General features: G+C 71.3%; 17 protein-coding genes. 6 read left to right on the top strand and 11 right to left on the bottom strand.

All coding sequences use genetic code 11. The features are described 5' to 3' along the window. Window positions 1-4: 4 nt before the first annotated feature. From IEJ02_RS33390 to IEJ02_RS33350, 9 genes are all read right to left on the bottom strand, one after another. Window positions 5-1,906: a CocE/NonD family hydrolase gene (locus IEJ02_RS33390; RefSeq protein WP_223864894.1), complete on the bottom strand. Its 1,902-nt coding sequence runs from the start codon at window positions 1,904-1,906 to the stop codon at window positions 5-7. An 8-nt stretch (window positions 1,907-1,914) separates the two neighbouring features. Continuing rightward, on the bottom strand, window positions 1,915-2,859 hold the full coding sequence (locus IEJ02_RS33385; RefSeq protein WP_191068253.1) for a transporter substrate-binding domain-containing protein: 945 nt from the start codon (window positions 2,857-2,859) through the stop codon (window positions 1,915-1,917). 53 nt (window positions 2,860-2,912) lie between these two features. Then, the gene (locus tag IEJ02_RS33380; RefSeq protein WP_191068252.1) at window positions 2,913-4,166 is read right to left on the bottom strand and encodes a dipeptidase; all 1,254 of its coding nucleotides are present in this window, start codon (window positions 4,164-4,166) and stop codon (window positions 2,913-2,915) included. Continuing rightward, on the bottom strand, window positions 4,163-4,933 hold the full coding sequence (locus IEJ02_RS33375; RefSeq protein ID WP_165556363.1) for an amino acid ABC transporter ATP-binding protein: 771 nt from the start codon (window positions 4,931-4,933) through the stop codon (window positions 4,163-4,165). Before IEJ02_RS33375 ends, IEJ02_RS33380 begins: the two co-directional genes overlap by 4 nt. 14 nt (window positions 4,934-4,947) lie before the next feature. Next, window positions 4,948-5,856 carry an amino acid ABC transporter permease gene (locus tag IEJ02_RS33370; RefSeq protein WP_191068251.1) on the bottom strand — a complete coding sequence of 303 codons (909 nt, stop codon included), beginning with the start codon at window positions 5,854-5,856 and terminating at the stop codon, window positions 4,948-4,950. Window positions 5,857-6,033: 177 nt separating this feature from the next. Further along, the gene (locus tag IEJ02_RS33365) at window positions 6,034-6,552 is read right to left on the bottom strand and encodes a GNAT family N-acetyltransferase (protein WP_191068250.1); all 519 of its coding nucleotides are present in this window, start codon (window positions 6,550-6,552) and stop codon (window positions 6,034-6,036) included. After that, window positions 6,552-7,685 (bottom strand): LLM class flavin-dependent oxidoreductase, encoded by a 1,134-nt coding sequence (locus IEJ02_RS33360; protein ID WP_191068249.1) that lies wholly within the window; start codon window positions 7,683-7,685, stop codon window positions 6,552-6,554. Before IEJ02_RS33360 ends, IEJ02_RS33365 begins: the two co-directional genes overlap by 1 nt. A gap of 845 nt (window positions 7,686-8,530) precedes the next feature. Further along, window positions 8,531-9,973 carry an MFS transporter gene (locus IEJ02_RS33355; protein ID WP_191068277.1) on the bottom strand — a complete coding sequence of 481 codons (1,443 nt, stop codon included), beginning with the start codon at window positions 9,971-9,973 and terminating at the stop codon, window positions 8,531-8,533. Window positions 9,974-10,091: 118 nt separating this feature from the next. Next, the gene (locus IEJ02_RS33350; RefSeq protein WP_191068248.1) at window positions 10,092-11,699 is read right to left on the bottom strand and encodes a fatty acyl-CoA synthetase; all 1,608 of its coding nucleotides are present in this window, start codon (window positions 11,697-11,699) and stop codon (window positions 10,092-10,094) included. Window positions 11,700-11,953: 254 nt separating this feature from the next. On the opposite strand from IEJ02_RS33350, the gene IEJ02_RS33345 reads away from it, so the two are divergent. After that, window positions 11,954-12,619 carry a TetR/AcrR family transcriptional regulator gene (locus tag IEJ02_RS33345; protein ID WP_191068247.1) on the top strand — a complete coding sequence of 222 codons (666 nt, stop codon included), beginning with the start codon at window positions 11,954-11,956 and terminating at the stop codon, window positions 12,617-12,619. A gap of 57 nt (window positions 12,620-12,676) precedes the next feature. Here the strand turns inward: IEJ02_RS33345 and IEJ02_RS33340 are convergent, their stop codons facing one another. After that, window positions 12,677-15,343 (bottom strand): PA14 domain-containing protein, encoded by a 2,667-nt coding sequence (locus tag IEJ02_RS33340; protein WP_223864893.1) that lies wholly within the window; start codon window positions 15,341-15,343, stop codon window positions 12,677-12,679. A 150-nt stretch (window positions 15,344-15,493) separates the two neighbouring features. Between IEJ02_RS33340 and IEJ02_RS33335 the strand changes: the two genes are divergently transcribed. From IEJ02_RS33335 to IEJ02_RS33325, 3 genes are all read left to right on the top strand, one after another. Continuing rightward, the gene (locus IEJ02_RS33335; RefSeq protein WP_137981322.1) at window positions 15,494-16,237 is read left to right on the top strand and encodes an SDR family NAD(P)-dependent oxidoreductase; all 744 of its coding nucleotides are present in this window, start codon (window positions 15,494-15,496) and stop codon (window positions 16,235-16,237) included. Window positions 16,238-16,485: 248 nt separating this feature from the next. Beyond that, on the top strand, window positions 16,486-16,941 hold the full coding sequence (locus IEJ02_RS33330) for a lamin tail domain-containing protein (RefSeq protein WP_191068245.1): 456 nt from the start codon (window positions 16,486-16,488) through the stop codon (window positions 16,939-16,941). 101 nt (window positions 16,942-17,042) lie between these two features. Continuing rightward, window positions 17,043-19,460 (top strand): glycoside hydrolase family 65 protein, encoded by a 2,418-nt coding sequence (locus IEJ02_RS33325; protein ID WP_191068244.1) that lies wholly within the window; start codon window positions 17,043-17,045, stop codon window positions 19,458-19,460. 75 nt (window positions 19,461-19,535) lie between these two features. Here IEJ02_RS33325 and IEJ02_RS33320 read toward each other — a convergent pair whose 3' ends face one another. Beyond that, on the bottom strand, window positions 19,536-20,810 hold the full coding sequence (locus IEJ02_RS33320; protein WP_191068243.1) for an SLC13 family permease: 1,275 nt from the start codon (window positions 20,808-20,810) through the stop codon (window positions 19,536-19,538). Between the two features lie 232 nt (window positions 20,811-21,042). On the opposite strand from IEJ02_RS33320, the gene IEJ02_RS33315 reads away from it, so the two are divergent. Both IEJ02_RS33315 and IEJ02_RS33310 read left to right on the top strand, forming a co-directional pair. Next, window positions 21,043-21,753 carry a FadR/GntR family transcriptional regulator gene (locus tag IEJ02_RS33315; protein ID WP_191068242.1) on the top strand — a complete coding sequence of 237 codons (711 nt, stop codon included), beginning with the start codon at window positions 21,043-21,045 and terminating at the stop codon, window positions 21,751-21,753. Window positions 21,754-21,896: 143 nt separating this feature from the next. Next, window positions 21,897-23,090 (top strand): S1 family peptidase, encoded by a 1,194-nt coding sequence (locus IEJ02_RS33310; protein ID WP_191068241.1) that lies wholly within the window; start codon window positions 21,897-21,899, stop codon window positions 23,088-23,090. The last annotated feature ends 1 nt before the right edge of the window (window position 23,091 follow it).

Below are 23,091 nucleotides of genomic sequence, written 5' to 3'. Positions count from 1 at the left end.
CTCGTCAGCCCGGCTGGGTCCACAGCAGCACCGCCGAGGGGTGGTCCGTGTCCATGTGGACGCGGTTGGTCGCCACCACCTTGCGGCGGCTCACCGCCTCCGGCACACCCGTATTGGAGTTGACGTCGAACCGGGGGAAGTCACTCGAGGAGATGTCCACCCGCAGCCGGTGCCCGGCCTCGAAGCGGTTGGCCGTGTCCGGCGCCGGGATCTCGATCTCGTAGACCTCGCCCGGCTCCAGCGGCTCCGGGCGCTCGAAGGACTTGTGGAAGCGGCAGCGGAAGATGCCCTCGGTGAGGTTCATCGCGAAGCCGTGCGGATAGTCCTCGTTCGGCGGGTGCACATCGACCAGCTTCACCGTGAAGTCGGTGTCCGGCGCGGACGAGGAGATGAACAGCCGGGCGGTGACCGGCCCGGCCACCACCAGCGGCTCCTCCAGCGGCGGGGTGGCCAGCGAGATCACATCGGGCCGGGAGTTCAGCGGCAGATACGGCGGGCGGGCACCGTAGAACCGCTCGTCCGGCACCTGGTCGAAGGCTCCGCCGACCATCACCGGCTCGCCCGAGGTGACCTGGCCGCCGAGCGTCGGCACCGGGTCGTTCGGGTCGAAGTCGTACTCCACCCAGGCCCGTGCCGACGTCGGCCGCTCCCGGCTCAGCTCGCCCGAGGTGTGGCAGTAGAACGCGGTCTCCCGGGTCCCGGCCGGGGGCCACTGGGTGTCGGTGTGCCAGCGGCCGCCGTGCCGCATCCGCCCGGCCCCGTCCCGCCGGCCGTCCCCGCCGCCCATCAGGAAGTACTGGACCCGCGGGATCGACTCCGGGTCGCCGTCCCCCAGCACCGCGTCGAACCAGCGCTGCCGGAAGGACAGATACGAGGTGTCGACGTTGCCGCTGAAGGTGGCGGCGGGCCCGAAGTCCACATCGCCGGCGAAGGTGACACAGCGCAGCCCGTGTTTCCACGGCCCCATCACCAGATACGCCGGGGACCGCTTGAGCCGGCCCATGGCGGTGAAGTTCTCGATGGTGGAGCGGACGTACGGGTCGTACCAGCTCGACATGTGCAGCGTCGGCACATCCGGGAAGCGGTCGTAGTGGCCGCGCCCGTAGATGGCCGGCTGGCGCCAGTACGCCCCGAAGGCGTCATGCCGCCACTGGTCCAGCAGATAGCGCTCGTAGCTGTCCACCTGGCGCAGCGGTGAGACACCGGTCCGCCACGGCAGCACGGTGAACCAGTCGCGCAGGTCCGTCCCCGCGAACGCCTTGCGCACCAGCGGGTCCCGCTCCGCCTCCGGGCTCTCCTCGCCGTGCCGGAAGGCCCAGGTGATCTGCTTGAGCTCGAAGGCGCCGCCCATCCGCATCCCGGCCTCGTAGGCGCTGGCGAAGCCGCCGGAGTCCATGAACATCGCGGACAGCCCGGCGGGGGACTCGGCCGCGGCGGCTGTCTGGGCGTGGGCCGAGTAGGACACGCCCATCATGGCCACCCGGCCGTCGCACCAGGGCTGGGCGGCGATCCAGTCGATGGTGTCCGCCCCGTCCGGCCCCTCGCCGAGGTACTTCACGAAGGTGCCCTCGGAGTCCCCGCGGCCCCGGCAGTCCTGCCGCACCACGTGGTACCCCGCGCGGACGAAGAACGCCGAGGTCTCCTCCGGCGTCGGCACCGGCTCGTCGTGGCGGCTGCGGTCGGAGTCGCGCATCTGCCGGCGGCCGTACGGGGTCCGCTCCAGGATGACCGGGCGGGGCCCCGGCCGCTCCTGGTCGGTGAAGAGATCGGCGGCCAGGACGATCCCGTCCCGCATCGGAACGCGCAGGGTGCGTCGCCACACCCGCTCGTCCAGCAGGCGGGCGGGCTCCTCCCGGGCCGCCCACCCTCTGCCGCCGGTCGTTTCGGTCTGACTGGTTCGTGCCATGGAAGGTCTCACTGGGTCTGGGATTGCTTGGATCCGTTGAGGGCGATCTGGTCCCGGGTGACGGTGGACAGCGGCAGCCCCCACTGGCCGAAGAGCTTGGCGTAGGTGCCCGATTCGTACAGCTTCCGCAGCCCCTTGACGATCACGGGCGCGAGCCCGGCGTCCTTCTTGGCCTGGATGCCGTAGATGGCCGTCGCGGCGGGCAGGTCCAGCATGTCCTTCAGCTCGAGCGTCTCGAAGCGGTCGTGCGAGTTCTGGCTCACCGAGGTGTTGGAGGCGCTGGGCGCGGCCACCGCCTCCACGCGCTTGCTCTGCAGGGCCAGCGAGGCGGCGGGCAGATCGGTGTAGAGCTTCACGTCCACCGACGGCTTGCCCTTGGCCGCACACCGTTTGTTCTGCGCCGCGAGCACGTTCTGCGTTCCGGCGCCCTTCTCCACGCCGACCTTGTGGCCGCAGACCTCGAGGCCGTTCTTGGGGCGGAAGGAGCCGTCCTTGAGCACCATCATCGTCACACTGCTCTGCGCGAAGTCGGCGAAGTCCACCTCCTTCTGGCGCTCGATGAAGTCACCGGAGGGCGCGCTGAGGTCGATCCGGCCGGACTTCAGCCCCGGGATGACCGCGTCGAAGTTGGTCCGCTCCATCTTGATCTTTATGTCCAGCAACGAGGAGAGCTGCGCGGCCAGGTCGGGGACCAGACCGGTGATCTTCCCGTCGGACTCGAAGGTGACGTAGGGCGCGTACTCGCTGACGCCCATGATCAGCGTCTTCTTGGTGTAGGCCTGGGGCACCTCGGCGGCCAGCGCGCCGTCCTTGGGCTCGGGGGCGAGCGTGACCGCCGGACGGCTCTTGCTGTCCTTGCCGTCATCGGGGGTGTCGTCCACCGAACAGGCCGACAGGCCGAGCGTCAGAGAGACCAGCAGGGCGCATGCGGCGACATGGGGACGGTTGCGCATGGGTGCTCCATTCCGGGAGGTGGGGGGTGGCGGATGCGGAAGTACGGGACCGGTCAGCGGCCCCAGACGGTCTCGGCGACGCGCCGTACGTTGCCTCCGGCCAGCTTGGCCACGTCCGCTTCGGAGTAGCCGCGGTCGAACAGCCACCGGATCATGTTGCCGACGGCCTCCGCGGGGTTCTCACAGCCCCGTACGTACTCGACCTCCTCGTGCGGCGGCAGTTCGGGGGCCTTGCCGTCGTGCGCGTCGTCCTTGCCGAAGAGCGGGGCGAACGTCCGGTGCCAGGCCGTGTGATCGCCGAAGTTGGTGTCCGGGCCGAAGGCCACGTGGTCGATGCCGACCAGATCGATACAGCGCTCGATGTGCTCCATCACCGAGTCCAGATCGTGCCGGGGGTGCCGGGCGGTGACGGTCGTGTGCGGCGCCGCCTCGACACCGATGAACCCGCCGGACCCGGCGCAGGCCCGGATCACGTCGTCGGGCTTCATCCGCGGGGTCGGCCACAGCGCCCGGGACCCGGCATGGGTGATCACCACGGGGGCGGTGGAGCGGCGCACCGCGTCCAGGGCCGTGGCGTCCCCGCTGTGCGAGACATCGACGATGATCCCGAGGTCGTTCATCCGGCGCAGCGCCCGGCGGCCGAGCAGGGTCAGACCGGTGTCCCCGGCGTCGGCGAGCCCCGAACCCAGCTGGTTGCTCTCGCTGTAGACCAGGCCGAGCAGCCGTACGCCCAGACCGTAGAGCAGATCGAGCCGGTCGATGTCATTGCCGATGGGGGAGGCGGACTCCAGGGTCAGCACCACCCCCACCTGGTGGCCGGCCCGTGCCCGGTCGGCCTCCTCGAGGGTGCGCACGGGCGCCACCAGCCGCTGATGGGCGAGGTCCGCCTGGCGCATGGCCAGATCGCTGATCGCGTCGTCCCAGTCCCAGGGGGCATGGGAGCGGATCATGCTCACCGCGGCCGGGCCGCCGTCGAAGAACAGGTCCACCCCCGAGTGGGCGATGCCCTCGTAGGGGATCGACTCCCGGCCCTGGCGGCGGTACGCGGCGAAGTCCCCGGGGTCGGCGGGGCGCAGCGAGAGGTGGTCATGGGCGGAGATCACCAGATGGCGCTCCTCGAAGTCCCGCGCGCGGACCTCGACCTCCTCGCTCCACTCCAGCGCGGCCCCGGGGACCCGGCCGAGCGCGGGCGCCAGCTCGAAGGCGCGGTAGTCCTCCCCGGCCTCCAGGTACTGGTACGAGCGGTAGGAGTCCCACAGCTTCAGGCGCCGGGCGGTCTTGGCGGGCAGGGGGAGTTCGGTGCTCATGGGCTGACCTTCGAGAGGAACATGCGGGTGCGGTCGTGTGAGGGAGCGCGCAGCAGCGCGTCCGGGGTGCCCTCCTCGACGATCCGGCCGTCGTCCATGAAGACGATCCGGTCGGCCACATCGGCGGCGAAGCGCATCTCATGGGTGACGACGACCAGCGTCATGCCGTCTCGGGCCAGGTCCTTGATGACGCTGAGCACCTCCTGCACCATCTCGGGGTCCAGGGCGGAGGTCGGCTCGTCGAAGAGCATCACCTTGGGCCGCATCGCCAGGGCGCGGGCGATGGCCACCCGCTGCTGCTGGCCGCCGGAGAGCTTGTCCGGATAGCTGTCCAGCTTGTGGGCGAGCCCCACCCGGGTCATCAGCTCCACGGCCCGCGCGTCGGCCGCGGCCTTGGAGAGTCCGAGCACCCGGCGCGGGGCCTCCACGATGTTCTCGCGGGCGGTGAGGTGCGGGAACAGATTGAAGCTCTGGAACACCATGCCCATCGCCGAGCGCTGGGAGGCCAGCTCCCGGGCACCCAGCTCATGCAGGGTGCGGCCGCGCAGCTGATAGCCGATCACGCTGCCGTCGACGACCACCACGCCCTGGTCGGGCACTTCGAGGTGGTTGACGCAGCGCAGCAGTGTGCTCTTTCCGGATCCGGAGGGACCGATCAGGCAGACCGTCTCACCTCGGTGGATATCCAGGGAGATGCCATGCAGCACCTCGGTGCCGCGGAACGACTTGCGGATCCCGCGCAGGGAGACGATGGCCTGCGATTCCATTTGCGATGCCGCGGTCATACCGAGTGCTCGATCCTCTTCACTTTCCCGGCCTTGTCGGCCGAAATCAGGGTGTGTCGTCCCAGACGTCGCTCCAGGCGCTGCTGAAGGATAGTAATGGCGCCAGTGATGATCATGTACCAAATGGCGGCCACGATCAACAGTGGAACGGTCTGGAAGTTCTTGGCGTAAATCAGCTGTACCGAGTAGAGCAGGTCGGCCAGGGTGATCACGCTGACCAGGGAGGTGGCCTTGAGGAGAGATATCAGCTCATTTCCCATCGGGGGGACGATCACCCGCAGCGCCTGGGGGAGGGTGATGCGGAAGAAGATCTGAGCTGGCGTCAAACCCAGTGCGGACGCCGCCTGACGCTGTCCATCGGGCACGGCCAGCAGCCCGGACCGGATCAACTCCGCGATGTAGGCGGTCTCGTGGAGGGTCAGTCCGATGATCGCGGCGGTCAGCGGGCCGATGACGCTGTTCGAATCGAAGGTGACGAAACGCGGCCCCCAGGGAATGCCGAGGGACAGCGTCGGAAAGAGGGCCGCGAGGTTGTACCAGAAAAGCAGCTGCACCAGCATCGGAATGGAGCGGAAAACCCAGATGAAGGCGGCCGCGACCGTGGACATGAGCCGGGAGTCGCCCATGCGCATCAGCGCGACCAACGTGCCGCACACCAAAGAGAGCGCCATGGTCGCCGCGGTCATTCCAATGCTGACCCCGATGCCCTTCATCACCCGGATCTCGAAGAAGTATTTGCCGACGGTTTCCCACTCGAAACGCGGATTGGTGAATATCGTGGTCACCGCCATCGCGGCCAGTACCAGCACGATCGCATTGGCCACCAGAAGTCCGGGACGCCGTCGCTTCGCGCGTTTGAGCACGGACGGCTCGGGTAGTGCGTCGACGTTCAGGACTTTGGTCATGGCATGCCTTCGGGCGGTCGGGGCGCGGCAGAATTACCGCATCCTAAAACCGCACCCATGAACACCCGGCAACAGTTGACACAGAACGGTCAACCGTAAACGGGGGAATGCGTCCGTCCGCCCGGAGCGGCCGGGCGGACGGACGGACACGCGTCGGCGGAGGGCGTTCCGCCGGGCCTACAGCCCCTTTTCGAACGGAAGCGGGCCGATGGTCTCCGGATCGGCCGAGACATCGAACAACGGGGTGTAGCCGGTGGCCAGATACAGCCCGCGCGCCTCCGGCTGGCGGGGGCCGGTGGTGAGGTAGATCCGCCGGTAGCCGCGTTCGGCGGCCGACCGCTCCAGCTCCGCCACCACCCGGCGGGCCAGCCCGCGCCGCCGGTGGCCCGAGTGCGTCCAGATCCGCTTGAGCTCCGCCGTCCGCTCGTCGTACCGCCGGTACGCGCCCCCGGCGACCGGCTCACCGCCCTCCAGCAGCAGAAGCAGCTCCCCGTGCGGCGGGGCGAACTCCTCGGCCGGATAGCGGTTCAGCTCACCGTCGGCCGCCCTGCCGTAGCGGGTGGAGTACTCATGCGCCAGCTCGCGCAGCAGCGGCTCGACCCGCGGGTCGTCCACGGTCACCCGGACCACCGTCAGCTGTGGCTGGGACTGGGGCTGGGGCTGTGACTGGGGCCGCGGCTCGGCCACGGAGGTCATCAGCGCACCGCCGCGAGGGTCTGCTGGCCCCGCGCCGCGCGCTCGGCATCCCGCTTGGCGACCTCTTCCCGGACGATCGGGATGACATGGCGGCCGAAGTCGATCGCGTCGCCCAGCAGGTCGTAGCCGCGCGCGGAGAGGATGTCCACGCCCAGGTCGTAGTAGTCCAGCAGCGCCTGCGCCACCGTCTCCGGCGTGCCCACCAGGGCGTTGGAGTTGCCCGCGCCACCGGTGGCGGCGGCGGTCGGGGTCCACAGCGCCCGGTCGTAGCGCTCGCCCGCCTCGGCGATGGAGATCAGCCGCTGTGAGCCGGTGTTCTCCGGGGCACCCCTGCGGTGGTGGCGCACGGTCGTCGCCTCGCCCCGCTCCTTACGGGCGCGGATGGCGTCCACCGTGCGGTGCGCCTTCTCCCAGGCCAGCTCCTCGGTCGGGGCGATGATCGGCCGGAACGCCACCTGGATCCTCGGCACATCGCTCCGCCCGGCCGCGGCGGCGGCCGCCTTCACCGCCGCGATCTGCTCGGCGGTCCGCTCCAGCGGCTCGCCCCACAGGCAGTAGATGTCGGCCTCGGCCCCGCCGGCCGCGTAGGCCGCGGGGGAGGAGCCGCCGAAGGAGACGCCCGGGCGCGGCTGCTGGACCGGGAAGACATCGCTGACGAAGTCGTGGAAGCGGTAGTGCTCGCCCTCGTGGTCGAAGGGCTCGTGGGTGGTCCAGATCTTCTTGACGATCCGTATGTACTCACGGGTGCGCGCGTAGCGCTCGTCCTTGGTGAGGGTGTCGCCCTCACGCCGCTGCTCGTGGTCGTTGCCGCCGGTGATGAAGTGCACCGTCAGCCGGCCGTCGCTGATCTGGTCGAGCGTGGCGAACGTCTTGGCTGCGTACGTCGGATAGGAGACGTTGGGGCGGTGGGCCAGCAGGATCCGGAGCCGGTCCAGCCTGGCGGCGATGTACGCGGCGGCGGGCGCGGGATCGGGCGAGCCGGAGCCGTAGGCGAACAGCACCCGGTCCCAGCCGTGGTCCTCATGGGCGCGGGCGAGCCGCAGGGTGTACTCCTTGTCGAAGGCCGCGCCGGAGCGCGGCCCGGTCTCGGAGCCGTCGTTGGTGGCGGCGATGCCGAGGAACTCCACGGGCATGGGGGAACCTTTCGGAAGGCGAAGGAGGCGAAGGAGGTGAGGAAGGCGAAGAGAACGCGACGCTGGAGACGCGCCCGGCCCCGGAAAGCGGCATTGGCCTACCGGGGGCGATGGCGCGTCAGGCGAGGGGCCCTGGATGGATCAGAGGAGGGCGGCCGGTCGGACGGCCCGCTGCCGGGTCAGCCGGAACAGGAGGCGGACCACACCCGACCGAAGTCGATGTGGTCGCGGGTGACCAGGGGCAGCTCAGTCCTCACTCGCATCATTCAGCACCGCGGGGGCTCGTTTCGTCAACCACTGTCCACATGATGGCCCGTATGCGCCCTGTCACGACAAAGCCGCCCGTATCCCCCGCCACGGTATGGGCGTGCGGGGGATACGGGCGACTGCGGCGGATTGTTCCCCTCCCCGCCCCTTCCCTCAACTGGGGCTCCGCCCCAGACCCCGCTCCTCGAGCTCCCCCAGCTACCGCTGGGAGGTGCCCCCTGGAGGGGCTGGAAGGTGGGGCTCCGCCCCAGACCCCGCTCCTCGAGCTCCCCCAGCTACCGCTGGGAGGTGCCCCCTGGAGGGGCTGGAAGGCGGGGCTCCGGCCGGATCTCGCTCCTCAAGCGCCGGAGGCGGGGCTCCGGCCCAGGCCCGGGGCCTGGGGCGAAGCCCGCGCCACGCTGCGGAGCCGCGTACCGATGCCGCGGGCAGGGGCTACCCGCGCCTGCCTGGGGATGTCCGGCGGATCGTGCCGCCCGGGGCGGGGAGTGGAGCCCCCGCCGCGCGGCGGAGGCGCATATCGATGCCGCGGGAAGGGGGGAGAGGGCGCGTGGTCTGTCGGGCGCCCCGTGGGTTCGCTTTCAGCGGCCCGCCACCGGCTGCGGTGTGGCGGGGCGCTCCGAGGTGGCCGTGAGCCGGTTCGGGCCGCGGCCCGGCAGTAGCGAGGCGACCGCGAGCGCCACCAGCGCGGCGCCGCCGCCGATCGCGAAGGCGGTGCGGAAGCCGCTCAGGGACGGGAGCTCGACGGGCCCGAACGCGGTGGTCATATGGGCGAGGACGACGCCCACCACCGCACTGGCGGTCGAGGTGCCGATGGACCGCATCAGGGTGTTGAGGCCGTTGGCCGCGCCCGTCTCGGACACCGGTACCGCCGACATGATCAGCGCGGGCATGGCGGAGTACGCGAGGCCGATCCCGGCGCCGATCACGCACGAGATGACCACGATCTGCCACACGGCGTCCATCAGGAAGATGCCCATGCCGTATCCGACGGCGATCACCCCGGCGCCGAGCATCAGCGATGTCTTGGGGCCCCAGGTGGCCGTGATCCGCGCGGACAGCGGGGAGATCGCCATCATCACCAGACCGGACGGGCCCAGGCACAGACCGGCGGTCATCATCGACTGGCCCAGTCCGTACCCCGTGGCCTCGGGCATCTGGAGCAGCTGCGGCAGCACCAGCGACATCCCGAACATCGCGAAGCCGATGACGATGGAGGCCAGATTGGTCAGCAGCACCTGACGGCGCACGGTGGTGCGCAGATCCACCAGCGGCCCGCTCACCCGCAGCTCCCACCGGCTCCACAGCAGCAGCACGACCACCGCCGCGGCGAACAGCCCGGTGGTGACACCGCTGGCCCAGCCCCAGTCGGCGCCCTTGGAGATGGCCAGCAGCAGACAGAGCAGCCCGGCCGACAGCCCGACGGCGCCCACCAGGTCGAACCGCCCGCCGCCGCGCACCGGGGACTCCGGTACGACCGCCAGCACCAGTGCGATCACCACCGTGCCCAGGCTCGCCGAGACCCAGAACAGCACATGCCAGTCGGCGTGTTCGGCCAGCGCCGCGGCCCCGGGCAGGCCGAGGGCGCCGCCGACGCCCAGCGAGGAGCTCATCAGGGCCATCGCCGAGCCGAGCCGTTCGGCGGGCAGTTCATCGCGCATGATGCTGATGCCCAGCGGGATCACGCCCGCGGAGAAACCCTGGAGCGCACGGCCGACGATCATCGGCGCGAGTGTGTCGGAGAGCGCGCACACCACCGATCCGACCACCAGCATCGACAGGCTGAGCAGCAGCGTCCGCCGCTTGCCGTACATGTCGCCGAGCCGGCCCAGCACCGGGGTGGCCACGGCGCCGGCGAGCAGGGTGGCGGTGATCGCCCAGGAGGCGTCCGAGGCCGAGGTGTGCAGCAGCTCCGGAAGGTCCGGGACCAGCGGCACCACCAGGGTCTGCATCAGGGAGACGACGATCCCGCCGAACGCCAGGACGGCGACCACGAGGCCGGAGCGTGGCGGGTGGGCGGTCATCGCCGCTTCGGGGGCGTCGGGGGTCGGAGGTGAGGAATTCACGGTGGTCCTTTGTCGGGGCATGGCCGATTCACATCAGTGCCGCAGCAGTGTCGCACAATTTTGTGTAACGGGTACGTCAAATATGGCCGCCCCGGTCGGCCCGCGGTTCCCCGGCCATGTCGCGGTAGATCTCCCGCAGTTCACGCTTGAGGATCTTGCCGCTGGGATTCTTCGGCAGCGCCTCGGCGAGCCGGACGAACTTGGGCACCTTGAACCCAGCGAGCCGCGCCCGGCAGTGCGTGAGGATCTCCTCCTCCGTCACCTCATGGCCCGGTTTGGCCACCACCACCGCGGTCACGGCTTCGATCCAGTACGGATGCGGCACCCCGAACACCGCGACCTCCGCGACCGCCGGATGGGCGTGGACGGCCTCCTCCACCTCGCGCCCCGAGACGTTCTCCCCACCGCTGTTGACCATGTCCTTCTTGCGGTCGACGACCGTCAGGCACCCCTCCTCGTCCAGCACCCCGAGATCGCCGCTGTGGAACCAGCCGCCGCGGAACGCCTCCGCGGTGCGCTCCGGGTCCCGCCAGTAGCCGAGCATGGTGTGCGGGCCCCGGTGGACGATCTCGCCGACCGTGCCCGGCGGCACCGGCCGGTCCGCCTCGTCCACCACCCGCGTCTCGACGTTCAGCGCGGCCCACCCCGCCGAACCGGCCTTGCGCTCCTGGTCGGCCGGGCCCAGCACGGTCGCGATCGGGGACATCTCGGTCTGGCCGTAGAGGTTGTACAGCGCCAGCCCCGGCAGCCGCCTGCGCAGCTCGGCCAGCACCGCGACCGGCATCGGCGCCGCCCCGTAGTACCCCTTTCGCAGCGACGACAGATCGCGGGTCCCGAACTCCGGATGGCGCAGCAGCGCGATCCACACCGTGGGCGGGGCGAACAGCTTGGTCACCCGCTCCGCCTCGATCGTGGCCAGCAGCGCCGCCGGGTCCGGACCCGGCAGCACCAGACAGGTGGCGCCCAGCTGGATGTCGGGGGTGAGGAAGGCGTGCAGCTGGGCGCAGTGGTAGAGCGGCAGCGCATGGATCTCGACATCGTCGGCCGACATCCCACCGTCCACGATCGCCGTCTGATACTGCGCGATCAGATTGCGGCTCGTCATGATCGCGCCCTTGGGCCGCGACTCGGTCCCCGAGGTGTACATCAGCTGCACCGGATCGTCGTCCTCCAGGGCGGGATCGGGCACCGGATGCCACCGCTCCGCGCCCAGCGCGGCGAAGTCCTCCCACCCCGCGCGCCCGCCTCCCAGCGCCGCGCGCAGCGCGATCCGGGGCGGTGCCGCCTCGGCCAGCGCGGCCTCGGCCACATCCACCAGATCCGTGCCCGCGACGATCCCGACCGCTCCCGCATGGTCCAGGACATACGCCACTTCGGGCGCGGTCAGCATGAAGTTGACCGGCACCGACACCGCGCCGAGCCGGGCCAGCGCGAAGTACGCCACCACGAAGCCGTGGGAGTTGCGGGCGAGGAGCACCACGCGATCGCCCCGGGCGATGCCCCGCGCCGCCAGGGCCCCGGCCGTCCGGCTCACCAGCGCGTCCAACTCGGCGTAGGTCAGGCGCAGCGGGCCGTCGACGACCGCCGTCCTGGCGGGCAGCCGGGCCGCGGTGCGCGCCAGCAGATCGGCGATGCCGTGGCGGCGGGCGCGCACGATGTCCACGGGCAGGTCGGATGCGGTCATCGTCAGGTCTCCCGGGGCTCGGACGGGCCGGACAGGGCGCCACGCTGGCACGGCGCGGGGCGCCGTTCAAGGAGTCGGACGGCCAGGGGTTCAAGGCCTCGGACGGCGATGGGGGTCACGGCGTCGGACGGCCGTGGGGCTCAAGGCCTCGGTCGGCCACGAGGTTCCCGGCCTCGGACGGCCACGAGCGGCGCCCGAGCGACCTTGCGTAGCCTTGGGGCCTGGTACGACGGGGGCGAGCGAAAGGACACCGGATGGCCGGGACCGCCGAGGGGACCGTCCGCAGAGGACGTGGGCGCCCGCCCCGTCTGTCGCGCGAGCAGATCGTCCGCAGCGCCGCTGAGCTCGCGGTCCGCGAGCCGGAGACCGCACTGACCGTCAAGCGGGTCGCCGAGGCGGTCGGCTCCGCCCCGATGGCGCTCTACCGCTACTTCCCCGACCGCGACGACCTCCTCCAGGCCGTGGCCGACCGCGTCCTGGCCGAGGCCCAGCACAAGGACCCGCCGGGGGACACCTGGCAGGAGCGGCTGCGCGCCTGGATGCACAACAGCCGCGACTATCTGCTGCCCTACCGTCAGCTGCTCCCCTATATGGCCGCCACCCAGCAGCCCGCCCGGATCTCCTCCCTGGTGACCCTCACCCGGATGCTGCGCCCCCTGAAGCTGACCGATGACGATCTCGCGCTGGCCGTGGCCCTCATCGGCTCCACCGTCATCGGCCACGCGGTCTACGAGACCCACCGCGGCCCGGTCTCCGCCTACAAGCTGGACGCCCTGAGCGAGGCGCTGGCCCACTACCCCCAGGGCGAGCGGGAGGCGGTGGCCCCGCTGCTGGCGCGGCTGCCGCGGGCGCACAGCAGGCTGTACGACGTGGTGGTGGACCGTACGGTGGCCGCCGTCGAGGCGCTGGCGGCGGAATGACCCGCCCCGGGGACGCGCGCCCCGGAACGGGTCATCACCCTGGGCCGAGCCGTGCGGTCAGCCGGTGGCGCACTCCATGGACGCCGGGTCCGCCGCGTCGCGGATCAGCGCCTGATGGGCCTGGCGCAGCCGCTCCACATCGGGCTTGATCTCCTTGCGGTCATAGGTGAGCAGCCCGTTGAGCTCGCCCTCCACATCCGTGATCTGGGTGTAGACGGCCCCGCTGCTGCCGTTGCACGCGACCAGCCCGCGCACCTTGTCCAGCAGCTTCAGATACTCGTCGGTGTACTGGTCCTTGTCCACGCCGACATAGGTGTGCTGCACGGGCCAGGCGTGCCCCGGGACGGCCAGGCCGAGACCGCCGTACTCGCCGGTGACCCCCGCCCGTGAGGCGTCCGGGCGCGGATCGCCCGGGCCGGGGTAGGCGTGGATGTCGGCGAGGTCGCCGTTGCCGGTGTCGTTCCAGCCGCTGGCGCCGTTGATGAGCCGGCTGGGGTCCCAGCCCTTCGCGAGCGCCGGCACCTTCGGGCCGCCGTACTGGCCCCAGCCCTCGTTGAAGGTCACCCAGATGACGATCGACGGACTGCTGATGTGCTGGTCGATCATCCGCTTCATCTCGTGCTCGTACTGCGCCTGCGCCTTCTCGGACGGGGTGACCGTGTTCATGGCGGGCATGTCCTGCCACACCAGCAGGCCCAGCCGGTCGGCCCAGTAGTACCAGCGGTCGGGCTCGACCTTGATGTGCTTGCGCACCGAGTTGAAGCCCATGCTCTTGTGCATCTTCAGGTCGTACGCGAGGGCCTCGTCGGTCGGCGCGGTGTGCAGCCCGTCGGGCCAGAACCCCTGGTCGAGGGTGGCCATGGAGAAGATCGGCTTTCCGTTGAGCACGGTGCGCTGCTTGCCGTCCACCTCCTTGACGGCGATGCTCCGCATGCCGAAGTAGCTCTCCACCCGGTCCGCCGAGGCGCCCCGCCCGACCGTCACCTTCAGCCGGTACAGATGCGGATCGTCGGGGGACCACAGGTGCGGGGAGGGCACGGGGACGGTCAGCGGCTTCCCGGTGCGCCCGGTGGCGGTGCCGACCACGCGCCGTCCGTCGTAGGCGGTCGCGGTGACCGGGACGCCGTCCCGCACCCCGCGGACCTCGGCGGTGAGGGCCTTGCCGGGGACGTCCGGGGTGAGCTTGAGGGTGTCCACGTGGTCGGTGGCGACCGGCTCCATCCAGACGGTCTGCCAGATCCCGGAGGAGGGGGTGTAGAAGATGCCGCTGGGGTCGAGGCGCTGCTTGCCCATCGGCGGGTTCTCGCCGTCGGCCGCGTCCGTCGGGTCGTAGACGCCGACGATCAGCTCCTGGGTGCGGCCCGGCCGCAGGGCGTCGGTGACATCGGCGCTGAACCGGTCGTAGCCGCCGCGGTGGTCGGCCACCCGGGTGCCGTTCACATACACCTCGGCCTGCCAGTCGACGGCGTCGAAGTTCAGCCGCAAGCGCTTACCGTCACCGACCTTCCAGTCGGCCGGGACGGTGAAGGTCCGCCGGTACCACATCCGGTCCTCATGGCGCTCCACACCGGAGAGCTTGGACTCCACCGGGTACGGCACCAGGATCCGCTCCTTGAGCTTCTGCCCGACCGGGGGCTTCTGCCCCTCCTTGGCGGCGGCGAACTCCCAGCTGCCGTTGAGGTTGCGCCACTGATCGCGGGTCAGCTGGGGGCGCGGGTACTCGGGGTGGGCGTTGTCCGGGCCGACGTCCTTGGCCCAGGGCGTGCTCAGCTGATACGTCGACTTGTTGCCTCCGAAGGAGACGTACGGGTCGATGGCGCCGTCGCCGTCCTCGAGGCCGCCCTTGCCGTCGTAAGCCACGACGGCCTCGCCGCCGCGGCCGACCACCGGCTCCTTCAGGGAGAGCAGCAGCCGGGACGGATCGGCCGCGTCCAGCCGGGCGCGCCCGAGCGGCCAGGCCGCGCCGCCGATGACGGCGGACAGATGCGACGTCAGATCGGCCGGCGGAGTGGTCAGGGGCTGGGCGAAGTCCAGCAGCAGTGTCCGGCCGTCCGGCTGGACGGCGCTGGCCACCGGGCCGTCGTAAGTGAAGTCGGCGGGCAGCCGGAAGGCGGACGCGGGCACGGGCGCCTTGGCCGCGCCCGGCGGGGTCCAGGACAGGTGGAAGTTGGAGCCGCCGTAGTGCTCGAAGTACTCGACCTTGATGTCGTACGCCTTGCCCGCGGTGAGCTCGACGGGCTGGGAGGTCTGCTCCTTGTCCCAGTCGTCCACCCAGTGGTCGATGACCGGTTTGCCGTCGATCCACAGCCGGAAGCCGTTGTCGGCAGTGATCGAGAAGGTGTGCGCACCGGAGCGCTCCGGTGTGATCTGACCGGTCCAGCGGACGCTGACGTCGTCGGACCGTCCGGTGGTGGCCTGCAGCCGCGGCTCCAGATTGCCGAAGTCGAGGGCGGGGTCGAGGCTGGTGGCCTTGAGCTCGTGGAAGTCGAAGGCCCCCGGGGCGGACTGGAGGTAGTAGTCGCCGCGGAGGCCGTGGACGACCGAGGGGTCGTCGGAGGGGGTGTCGGCCGCGGCCGGACCGGGAGCGGTCAGCAGACCGAGCGCGCCAAGCGCCAAGGTCACGGTCGCGACCACGGATCTGGCGAAAGTTGAACGAAAACGCACATGTCCTCCTTGCTGGAGCAGCTCTTGTGGCTGCTGCTGGGACAAGTGGGGCGCCGCCATTGCGCCATCTCCAACAGAACCTGTCAATAGCGAACGCAAGGCAACAGAGCGGCTGTTGGGTACCGCGCCTTGACGGGAATGCGCTTTCTTCCTAGCGTGCTTGTTCATAGATGTGACCGATATTCAACAACCTGCATGAGGAGGCCCGTGATGGGGCGACGGATCGTGGTGTCGGGCGGCGGTACCGGCATAGGACTGGCGACCGCGGAGACCTTCGCCGCCGAAGGCGACCGGGTGGTCATCCTCGGACGCCGCGCCGAGGTGCTGCGCGCCGCGGCGGACAAGCTCAACGCCGCCCACGGCGCCGACCTGGTCACCTGGACCAGCGCGGACCTCAGCGACCCCGAGCAGACCCGGCGCGCCGCCGAGTTCATCACCGCGGACGGTGATGTCGATGTCGTCGTCACCAACGCCGGCGGCAATGTCGCGCCCTCCAACGACGGCACCCTCGAGGGCATCGCCGGCCAGTACCAGCGGAACTTCGAGGCCAACGTGCTGACCGCCGTGCTGCTCACCGAGGCGCTGCTGCCCCACCTCACCCGGCCCGGCGGCCGGATCGTCCACCTGTCCTCGGTCGCGGCGCTGCGCGGCCCCGGTTCGTACGGCGGCACCAAGGCCGCGCTGCACACCTACACCTTCGAGCTGGCCAAGCGGCTCGGCCCGGAGGGCGTCACCGCCAACGCGGTGGCCCCCGGCTACGTCGAGGACACCGAGTTCTTCGGCGAGCGCGGCACCCCCGAGTTCATCGCCCAGCAGATCGGGCAGACGCTCACCGGACAGCCCGGGACGCCCGTCGAGATCGCGGCCGCCATCCGCTATCTGGCCTCCCCGGAGGCCGCGTACGTCACCGGCCAGGTGCTGCACATCAACGGTGGGGCGCAGTACGGCCGCTGACCGCACCTCACCCTGGACAGGCGGCGGGGAATCGGATCCGCGCTAGGGCCGTACGGCCCTGGAGGGAGGGCCGCGCAGCCCTGCCGCCGCGTTCCGGCCATGGTTCACTCTGGTCCTCCACACAGGTGGGGGGAAGACGGACGGACGGCCGCGCCGAAGGAGTCAGCTCGCTGACTCCAAACCATCTTCGGGCGCGGCCGCCCGTCCGTCCTGCGTTATTCACCACGCACCAACGCAAGGGGGGACTCATGTCCGCACACACCGCCCGCATCGGCACGGCGCTCGCCGCCGGCTGCGCGATCGCCCTGCTGTACCCGGCCACACCGGCCGGTGCCGCGGGCTCCGTACACCTTTCCAAGATCTACTACGACTCTCCCGGCACGGACAACCGGAGCAACTCCAGCCTCAACGGCGAGTACGTCCAGATCAAGAACTCCACCTCGCGCGGGGTCAGCCTCAAGGGGTGGGTGCTCGTCGACGCGAGCAACCACAAGTACACCTTCCCCGGCTACACCCTCGGCGCGGGCAAGACCGTGACCGTACGGACCGGCTCCGGCTCCGACACCTCGGCCACCAAGTACCAGGACCGCCGGGCGTACGTCTGGAACAACGACCGCGACAAGGCCACCCTCCGCAAGACCGGCGGCTCCACGGTCGACACCTGCTCGTACAACAACAGCCGGGTCGACTACACGAACTGCTGAGCGCGCGCCGCGCGGGGGGGCGCGAGGGCGCGGCGCAGCCGGTGAAGCACTCCGGCCGGGACCACAATGGTGGTGTCGAGGAGGAGAGCCGGTGAGCGGCCGTGTCGGACTGGGTGTGGGAGTACGAGGGCTACGAGCCCGGCGAGGAGCGGTTGCGGGAGTCGCTGTGCACGCTCGGCAACGGCTATGTCGCCACCCGGGGCGCGGCCCCCGAGGCGGCCGCCGATGACACCCACTACCCCGGCACCTATATGGCGGGCTGCTACAACCGGCTGACCTCGGTGGTCGGCGGACGCCAGGTCGAGAACGAGGACATGGTCAACCTGCCGAACTGGCTGCCGCTGCGCTACCGCGTCCGCGACCCGGACCGGCCCGCGGGCCCCGGCGGCTGGCTCACCCCCGACGGGGACGAGCTCACCGGCTACCGGCAGACCCTCGACCTCCGGCACGGCACCCTCGTGCGGCGGCTGCGGTTCACCCACGGCCACGGCCGGGTGCTCCACGTCGAGCAGCAGCGCCTCGTCCACATGGGGGATCCGCACCTGGCCGCCTTGCGCACCACCTTCCGGGCCGAGGGCTGGTCCGGCACCGTCGAGCTGGAGTCGGGGCTCGACGGTGCCGTGGCCAACACCGGCGTGGCCCGCTACGACGCGCTGGCCGGCCGCCATCTCGTCGACCACCGCACCGGCGCAGCGGGCCCCGACACCGTATGGCTGAGCTGCCGCACCACCAGCTCCGAGGTGCGGGTTGCCATGGCCGCGCGCACCCTGGCCGTGCGCGGCGGGACGCCCACCGGCACCGGGCAGCGGCTCACCCACAGCGCGGCGCTGCGCACCCTGGCCGTGCCGCTCGCGCCGGACGCTCCCGCCACCGTCGAGAAGACCGTGGCGCTCTACACCTCCAAGGACCCCGCGGTCAGCGATCCGGCCCAGGCCGCCCTCGACGGGGTGGCCCGGGCGCCGGAGTTCGGGAAACTGCTCGCCTCCCACCGCACCGCATGGGAACACCTGTGGCGCGAGGCGGCGTTGGAGGTCCCCGGCGAGCCCGGCCACATCCTGCGGCTGCACCTGTTCCACATCCTCCAGACGCTCTCGCCGCACACCGCGGAGCTGGACGTGGGCGTCCCCGCCCGGGGCCTGCACGGCGAGGCGTACCGCGGACACGTCTTCTGGGACGAGCTGTTCGTGCTGCCGTATCTGAACCTCCACTTCCCCGAGGTGGCCCGGGCCCTGCTGCGCTACCGCCACCGGCGGCTGCCCCAGGCGTGCCGCGCCGCCGCGGACGCCGGCCGGGCCGGGGCGATGTACCCGTGGCAGAGCGGCAGCGACGGGCGCGACGAGACCCAGACGCTGCATCTGAACCCGCGCTCCGGCCGCTGGCTGCCGGATAACTCCCGGCTGCAGCACCACGTGGGCTCGGCGGTGGCCTACAACGTGTGGCAGTACTGCCAGGCCAGCGGCGACACCGAGTTCCTGCACACCAAGGGCGCGGAGATGCTGCTGCAGATCGCCCGCTTCTGGGCGGACTCGGCCGTGTCCGATCCGGACCGGGGGCGGTACCGCCTCCGCGGGGTGGTCGGGCCCGATGAGTACCACGACGGCTATCCCGGCGCCGACCGCCCCGGCATCGACGACAACGCCTACACCAACGTGACCGCCGCCTGGGTGCTCGACCGGGCCCTGGAGCTCGCCCGCACCCTGCCCGAGCCGCGCCGCCGCGAGCTGTTCGAGCGGGTGGGCCTGGACCGCGCGGAGCCGGAGCGCTGGGAGGACGTCTCCCGGCGGTTGCTGGTCCCCTTCCACCGGGGCGTCATCAGCCAGTTCGACGGCTACGGGGAGCTGGCCGAGCTCGACTGGGACGGCTACCGCGCCCGCTACGACGACATCCGCCGGATGGACCGGATCCTGGAGTCCGAGGGCGACTCCGTCAACCGCTACCAGGTCTCCAAGCAGGCTGACGCGCTGATGCTCGGCTACCTCTTCGGCCCCGCCGAGCTGTCGGGCCTCTTCCGGCGGCTCGGCTACGTGCTGGACGACGACATCTGGCGGGCCACGGTGGCGTACTACCTGTCCCGGACCAGCCACGGCTCGACCCTCAGCGAGCTGGTGCACGGCTGGGTGCTGGCGCGGGCGCGCCGGGCCGAGGCGTGGCGGTACTGCCAGGAGGCGCTGCTGGGCGATGTGGCGGACGTCCAGGGCGGCACCACCGGCGAGGGCATCCACCTCGGCGCCATGGGCGGCACCCTCGATCTGGTGCAGCGCGGGCTGACCGGTCTTGAGACCCGCGAGGACGCCCTGTGGCTGGACCCGGTGCCGCTGCCCGAGCCGTCCGGTCTTTCGGAGTACCGGTTCTCGATGCGCTACCGCGGCCACTGGGGCGTCGCCCTGCGGGTGCGGGCCGGGCGGCTGTGGATCAGCGTGCCGGACTCCGAGGAGTCCCCGATCGAGGTGCGGCTCGCCGACCGCTCGCTGACCGTGGCCCCGGGCGAATCCCACTGGGTTCCGCTGCCCCCGGGCTGAGTCCGCGTTTCCGCCCGGCCGGCTGCCTGTCGGCTGAGTCCGCGTTTCCGCCTGGCCGGCTGCTCGTCGGCCCGCTCAGCCGAGGCCGGGGACCACCATCGCCAGCCAGACGACCGGCGGCACCGCGACCACCATGATCCCGCCGTAGACCATCAGCTGCCGGAAGAACCGGTCCCGGTCCACATCCGGCGCGTTGGCCAGCACCAGCGCCCCGTTGGTCGAGAAGGGGCTGACGTCGACGACGGTCGCCGACACCGCGAGGGCCGCGATCATCCCCACCGCGCCGATGTCGCCCTGGGCGAGGAAGGGAACGGCGAGCGGGATCAGCGCGCCCATGATGCCCACCGAGGAGGCGAAGGCGGAGACGATCGCGCCGATGTAGCAGAGCAGCAGGGCGGCGAGCAGCGGAACCCCGATGTCGCTGACGGCCTTGCCTGCGTAAGTGATGGTGCCCATCTCGTCCAGCACCCCGACATAGGTGAGCACACCGCAGATCAGCAGCACGGTGGGCCAGGTGACCTCGTTCACCGCCTTCTTGCCGTGGTCCGGCCAGAAGACGCTCAGGGCCACGGCCAGGGTGATCGAGGTGAGCCCGGCGTCCAGGTCGAAGGCGAGCACCGCGACCACCAGCGCCACCAGCGCGGCCAGGGTGGCGATACGGGCCGGGGTGAGACGGTCCTCCGCGTCGGCCGGCGCCTCCCGCGCCCCGTCTTCCCGCTCCTCCCCGGCGGCGGCGACGGCGGTCCTGGGGAGCTTCAGCCCGCCGCAGACGACGAAGACGACGGCGGCGATGATCAGGTTGACCACCAGGCTCGCGAGGAACAGCGTGATCTCGTTGCCGGGGAGCTTCTCCCGGTCCACGATGCCGTTGACGATCGATCCGTAGATGCTGATGGGGGAGAAGCCGCCGCCCTGGGAGCCGTGCATCACCATGGCACCCATCAGCAGCGGGCTGATCCGGTAGCGCGCGGCGAAGGAGAGCGCGAGCGGGGCGACGATCGCCACCGCCGCCGGGCTCACCGCCCCGATCGCGGTCAGCGTCCCGCTGACCGCGAACATCACCCACGGGATCAGCGCGACCCGCCCGCCCACCAGCCGGATCGAGGCGTGCACCAGCCAGTCCGTGGTGCCGTTGGCCCGGGCGAGGGCGAACAGATACGTCACCCCCACCAGCACCACGAACAGATCGCCCGGGAACCCGGCGAAGATGTGGTCCGCGCTGAAGTCGGCGACCAGCTCGCCCACGCCGAAGGCGGCGGCGAAGGACAGGGCGCCCATGTTGATCGACCGGGTGGTGGCGATGACGAAGACCACCACCAGCACGAGTATCGAGATCAATTCGTCGGACATCGAGCGCTCCCGTCACGGGGACCCGGTCGGCGGACCGGGGACGGTCGGGCCAAGTGGCCTGCTGGCTGACTCACGTTGAGGGCCGGGCGGTTCGGCCGTCAAGACATCGGTGGCAGATTGGCTCAGCCAATTGACCAATGCTCCACCGGACCGCACAACCACCACACCAACCGGCCACCCGGTGCTACGCTGCGAATCGGGGCCATCACAAACCGCGATGGGGGGAGCCCGTATGGCCGAGGACGCGCTGCGCCCGATGAGCCGTCAGCGCCTGTACGAGCAGGTGCTGGAGAGGCTGCGCGCCTACGTCGAGGAGGGCGGCCTGAAGGCGGGCGACCGGCTGCCCACCGAGCGCGAGCTGGCCCAGCGCCTCGGCATCAGCCGCGCCTCCGTCAAACAGGCCATCGTCGTCCTCGAGGTGCAGGGGCTCGTCGAGGTGCGCCAGGGCGGCGGGATGTGCCTGCTGCGCGACAGCCTCGACACCGAGCCCGTCGAGCGGCTGGTGGAGCGCCGCCGCCGGCTGCCCGATGTGCTCGACGCCCGCGAGGCGCTGGAGACCAAGCTGGCCGAACTCGCCGCCGAGCGCCGCACCGACGACGACCTCATCGCCCTCCAGCGGGCCCTGCACTGGATGGAGGACGAGATCGAGTCCGACCGCCACGGCGTCGAGGGCGACCGCCGCTTCCACGCCGCCGTCACCGCGGCCGCGCACAGCCCGCTGCTCGCCGAGTTCATGCGCTCGATCGCCGACCAGATCGCCGAGAGCCGCGAGGAGTCGCTGCGCCAGCCCGGCCGCCCCAGGCGCTCGCTCGCCCAGCACCAGCGCATCCTGGACGCCATCGCCGAGCGCCGCCCCAAGGCCGCCGCCGCGGCCATGCGCCGCCATGTCCGCACGGTCGCCCAGGTGCGGCTGCTCAACTGGAATCCGGACGAAGCCCCTTGAGCCCGTCGCGGCATCCTGCCCGACCTCTTGCCCGACCGTGACCGATCACGGCTTTGGTCTGGACTTTTCCCAGTGGCTCGCTAGGCTCTGCGCGATCCACCCGTGAAAGCGCTCTCACCCTGCCCAGCAGAAGGGGAACTTCCATGAGACGGAAGCCCGTTGTCCGTGCCGGACTGTCCGCACTCCTCGTCCTCGGCGCCCTCTCGGGCGCCGGCGGGGCCTTCTCGACCGCCGCCGCGGCATCCGGCGCCGACGCCCCCGCGGCGAAGCCAGCCGCCGTGTCGGCGCCGTCCGCCACCCTCGTCCGCGCGCTCGGCCGGGACCTCGGCCTGACCGCGGACCAGGCGCGGGAGCGGCTGGGCCAGGAGGCCGCCGCCATGCGGCTGGAGCCCAAGGCCAAGCGCGCCGCGGGCGCCTCCTACGGCGGCTCGTGGTTCGACACGGGCAGTGGGAAGCTGGTCGTCGGCGTCACCAGCGCCGAGCGCGCCGCGTCGGTACGGGCCACGGGCGCCACCACCCGGATCGTCAAGCACAGCGCCGACGCGCTCGACGCGGCCAAGGCGCGCCTGGACGAGAAGGCCCGCAAGCAGGCCGCTCCGGCCGGGGTGAGCAGCTGGAGCACCGACTCCCGCGAGGGCGCCGTGGTGGTCCGGGTCCGGCAGGGGAGCGAGGGCGACGCCGCCGTCCGTGCGTTCCTCCGCGAGGCGAAGCGCTCGACCTCCGTCCCGGTCACCGTCGAGAAGGCGCCCGCCCAGGCGCCGACGACCTTCGCCGCCGGCACGGTCGGCGGCGACCCGTACTACACCGGCAACGTCCGCTGCTCCATAGGCTTCTCCGTCCAGGGCGGCTTCGTCACGGCCGGGCACTGCGGCCAGGCGGGGGGCTCCGTCAGCGGCTGGGACGGCTCGTACATCGGCAACTTCCAGGGCTCCTCCTTCCCCGGCAACGACTACGCCTACGTCAGCGTCGGCAGCGGCTGGTGGACCGTGCCGGTGGTGCTCGGCTGGGGCACCGTCCCCGACCAGTTGGTCCGCGGCTCCGCCGAGGCCCCGATCGGCGCCTCCATCTGCCGCTCCGGCTCCACCACCCACTGGCGCTGCGGCACGGTGCTGGCCAAGAACGAGACCGTGAACTACAGCCAGGGCGCCGTGTACCAGATGACCAAGACCAGCGTGTGCGCCGAGGGCGGCGACTCCGGCGGCTCGTTCATCAGCGGCGACCAGGCCCAGGGCGTGACCTCGGGCGGCTGGGGCAACTGCTCCAGCGGCGGTGAGACCTGGTACCAGCCGGTCAACGAGATCCTGTCGGTGTACGGCCTGCGGCTGCACACCGCCTGAC

The organism is Streptomyces sp. 5-10 (assembly GCF_014712245.1).
Lineage (GTDB): Bacteria > Actinomycetota > Actinomycetes > Streptomycetales > Streptomycetaceae > Streptomyces > Streptomyces violaceusniger.
This window is presented reverse-complemented; position numbering and strand designations above follow the sequence as displayed.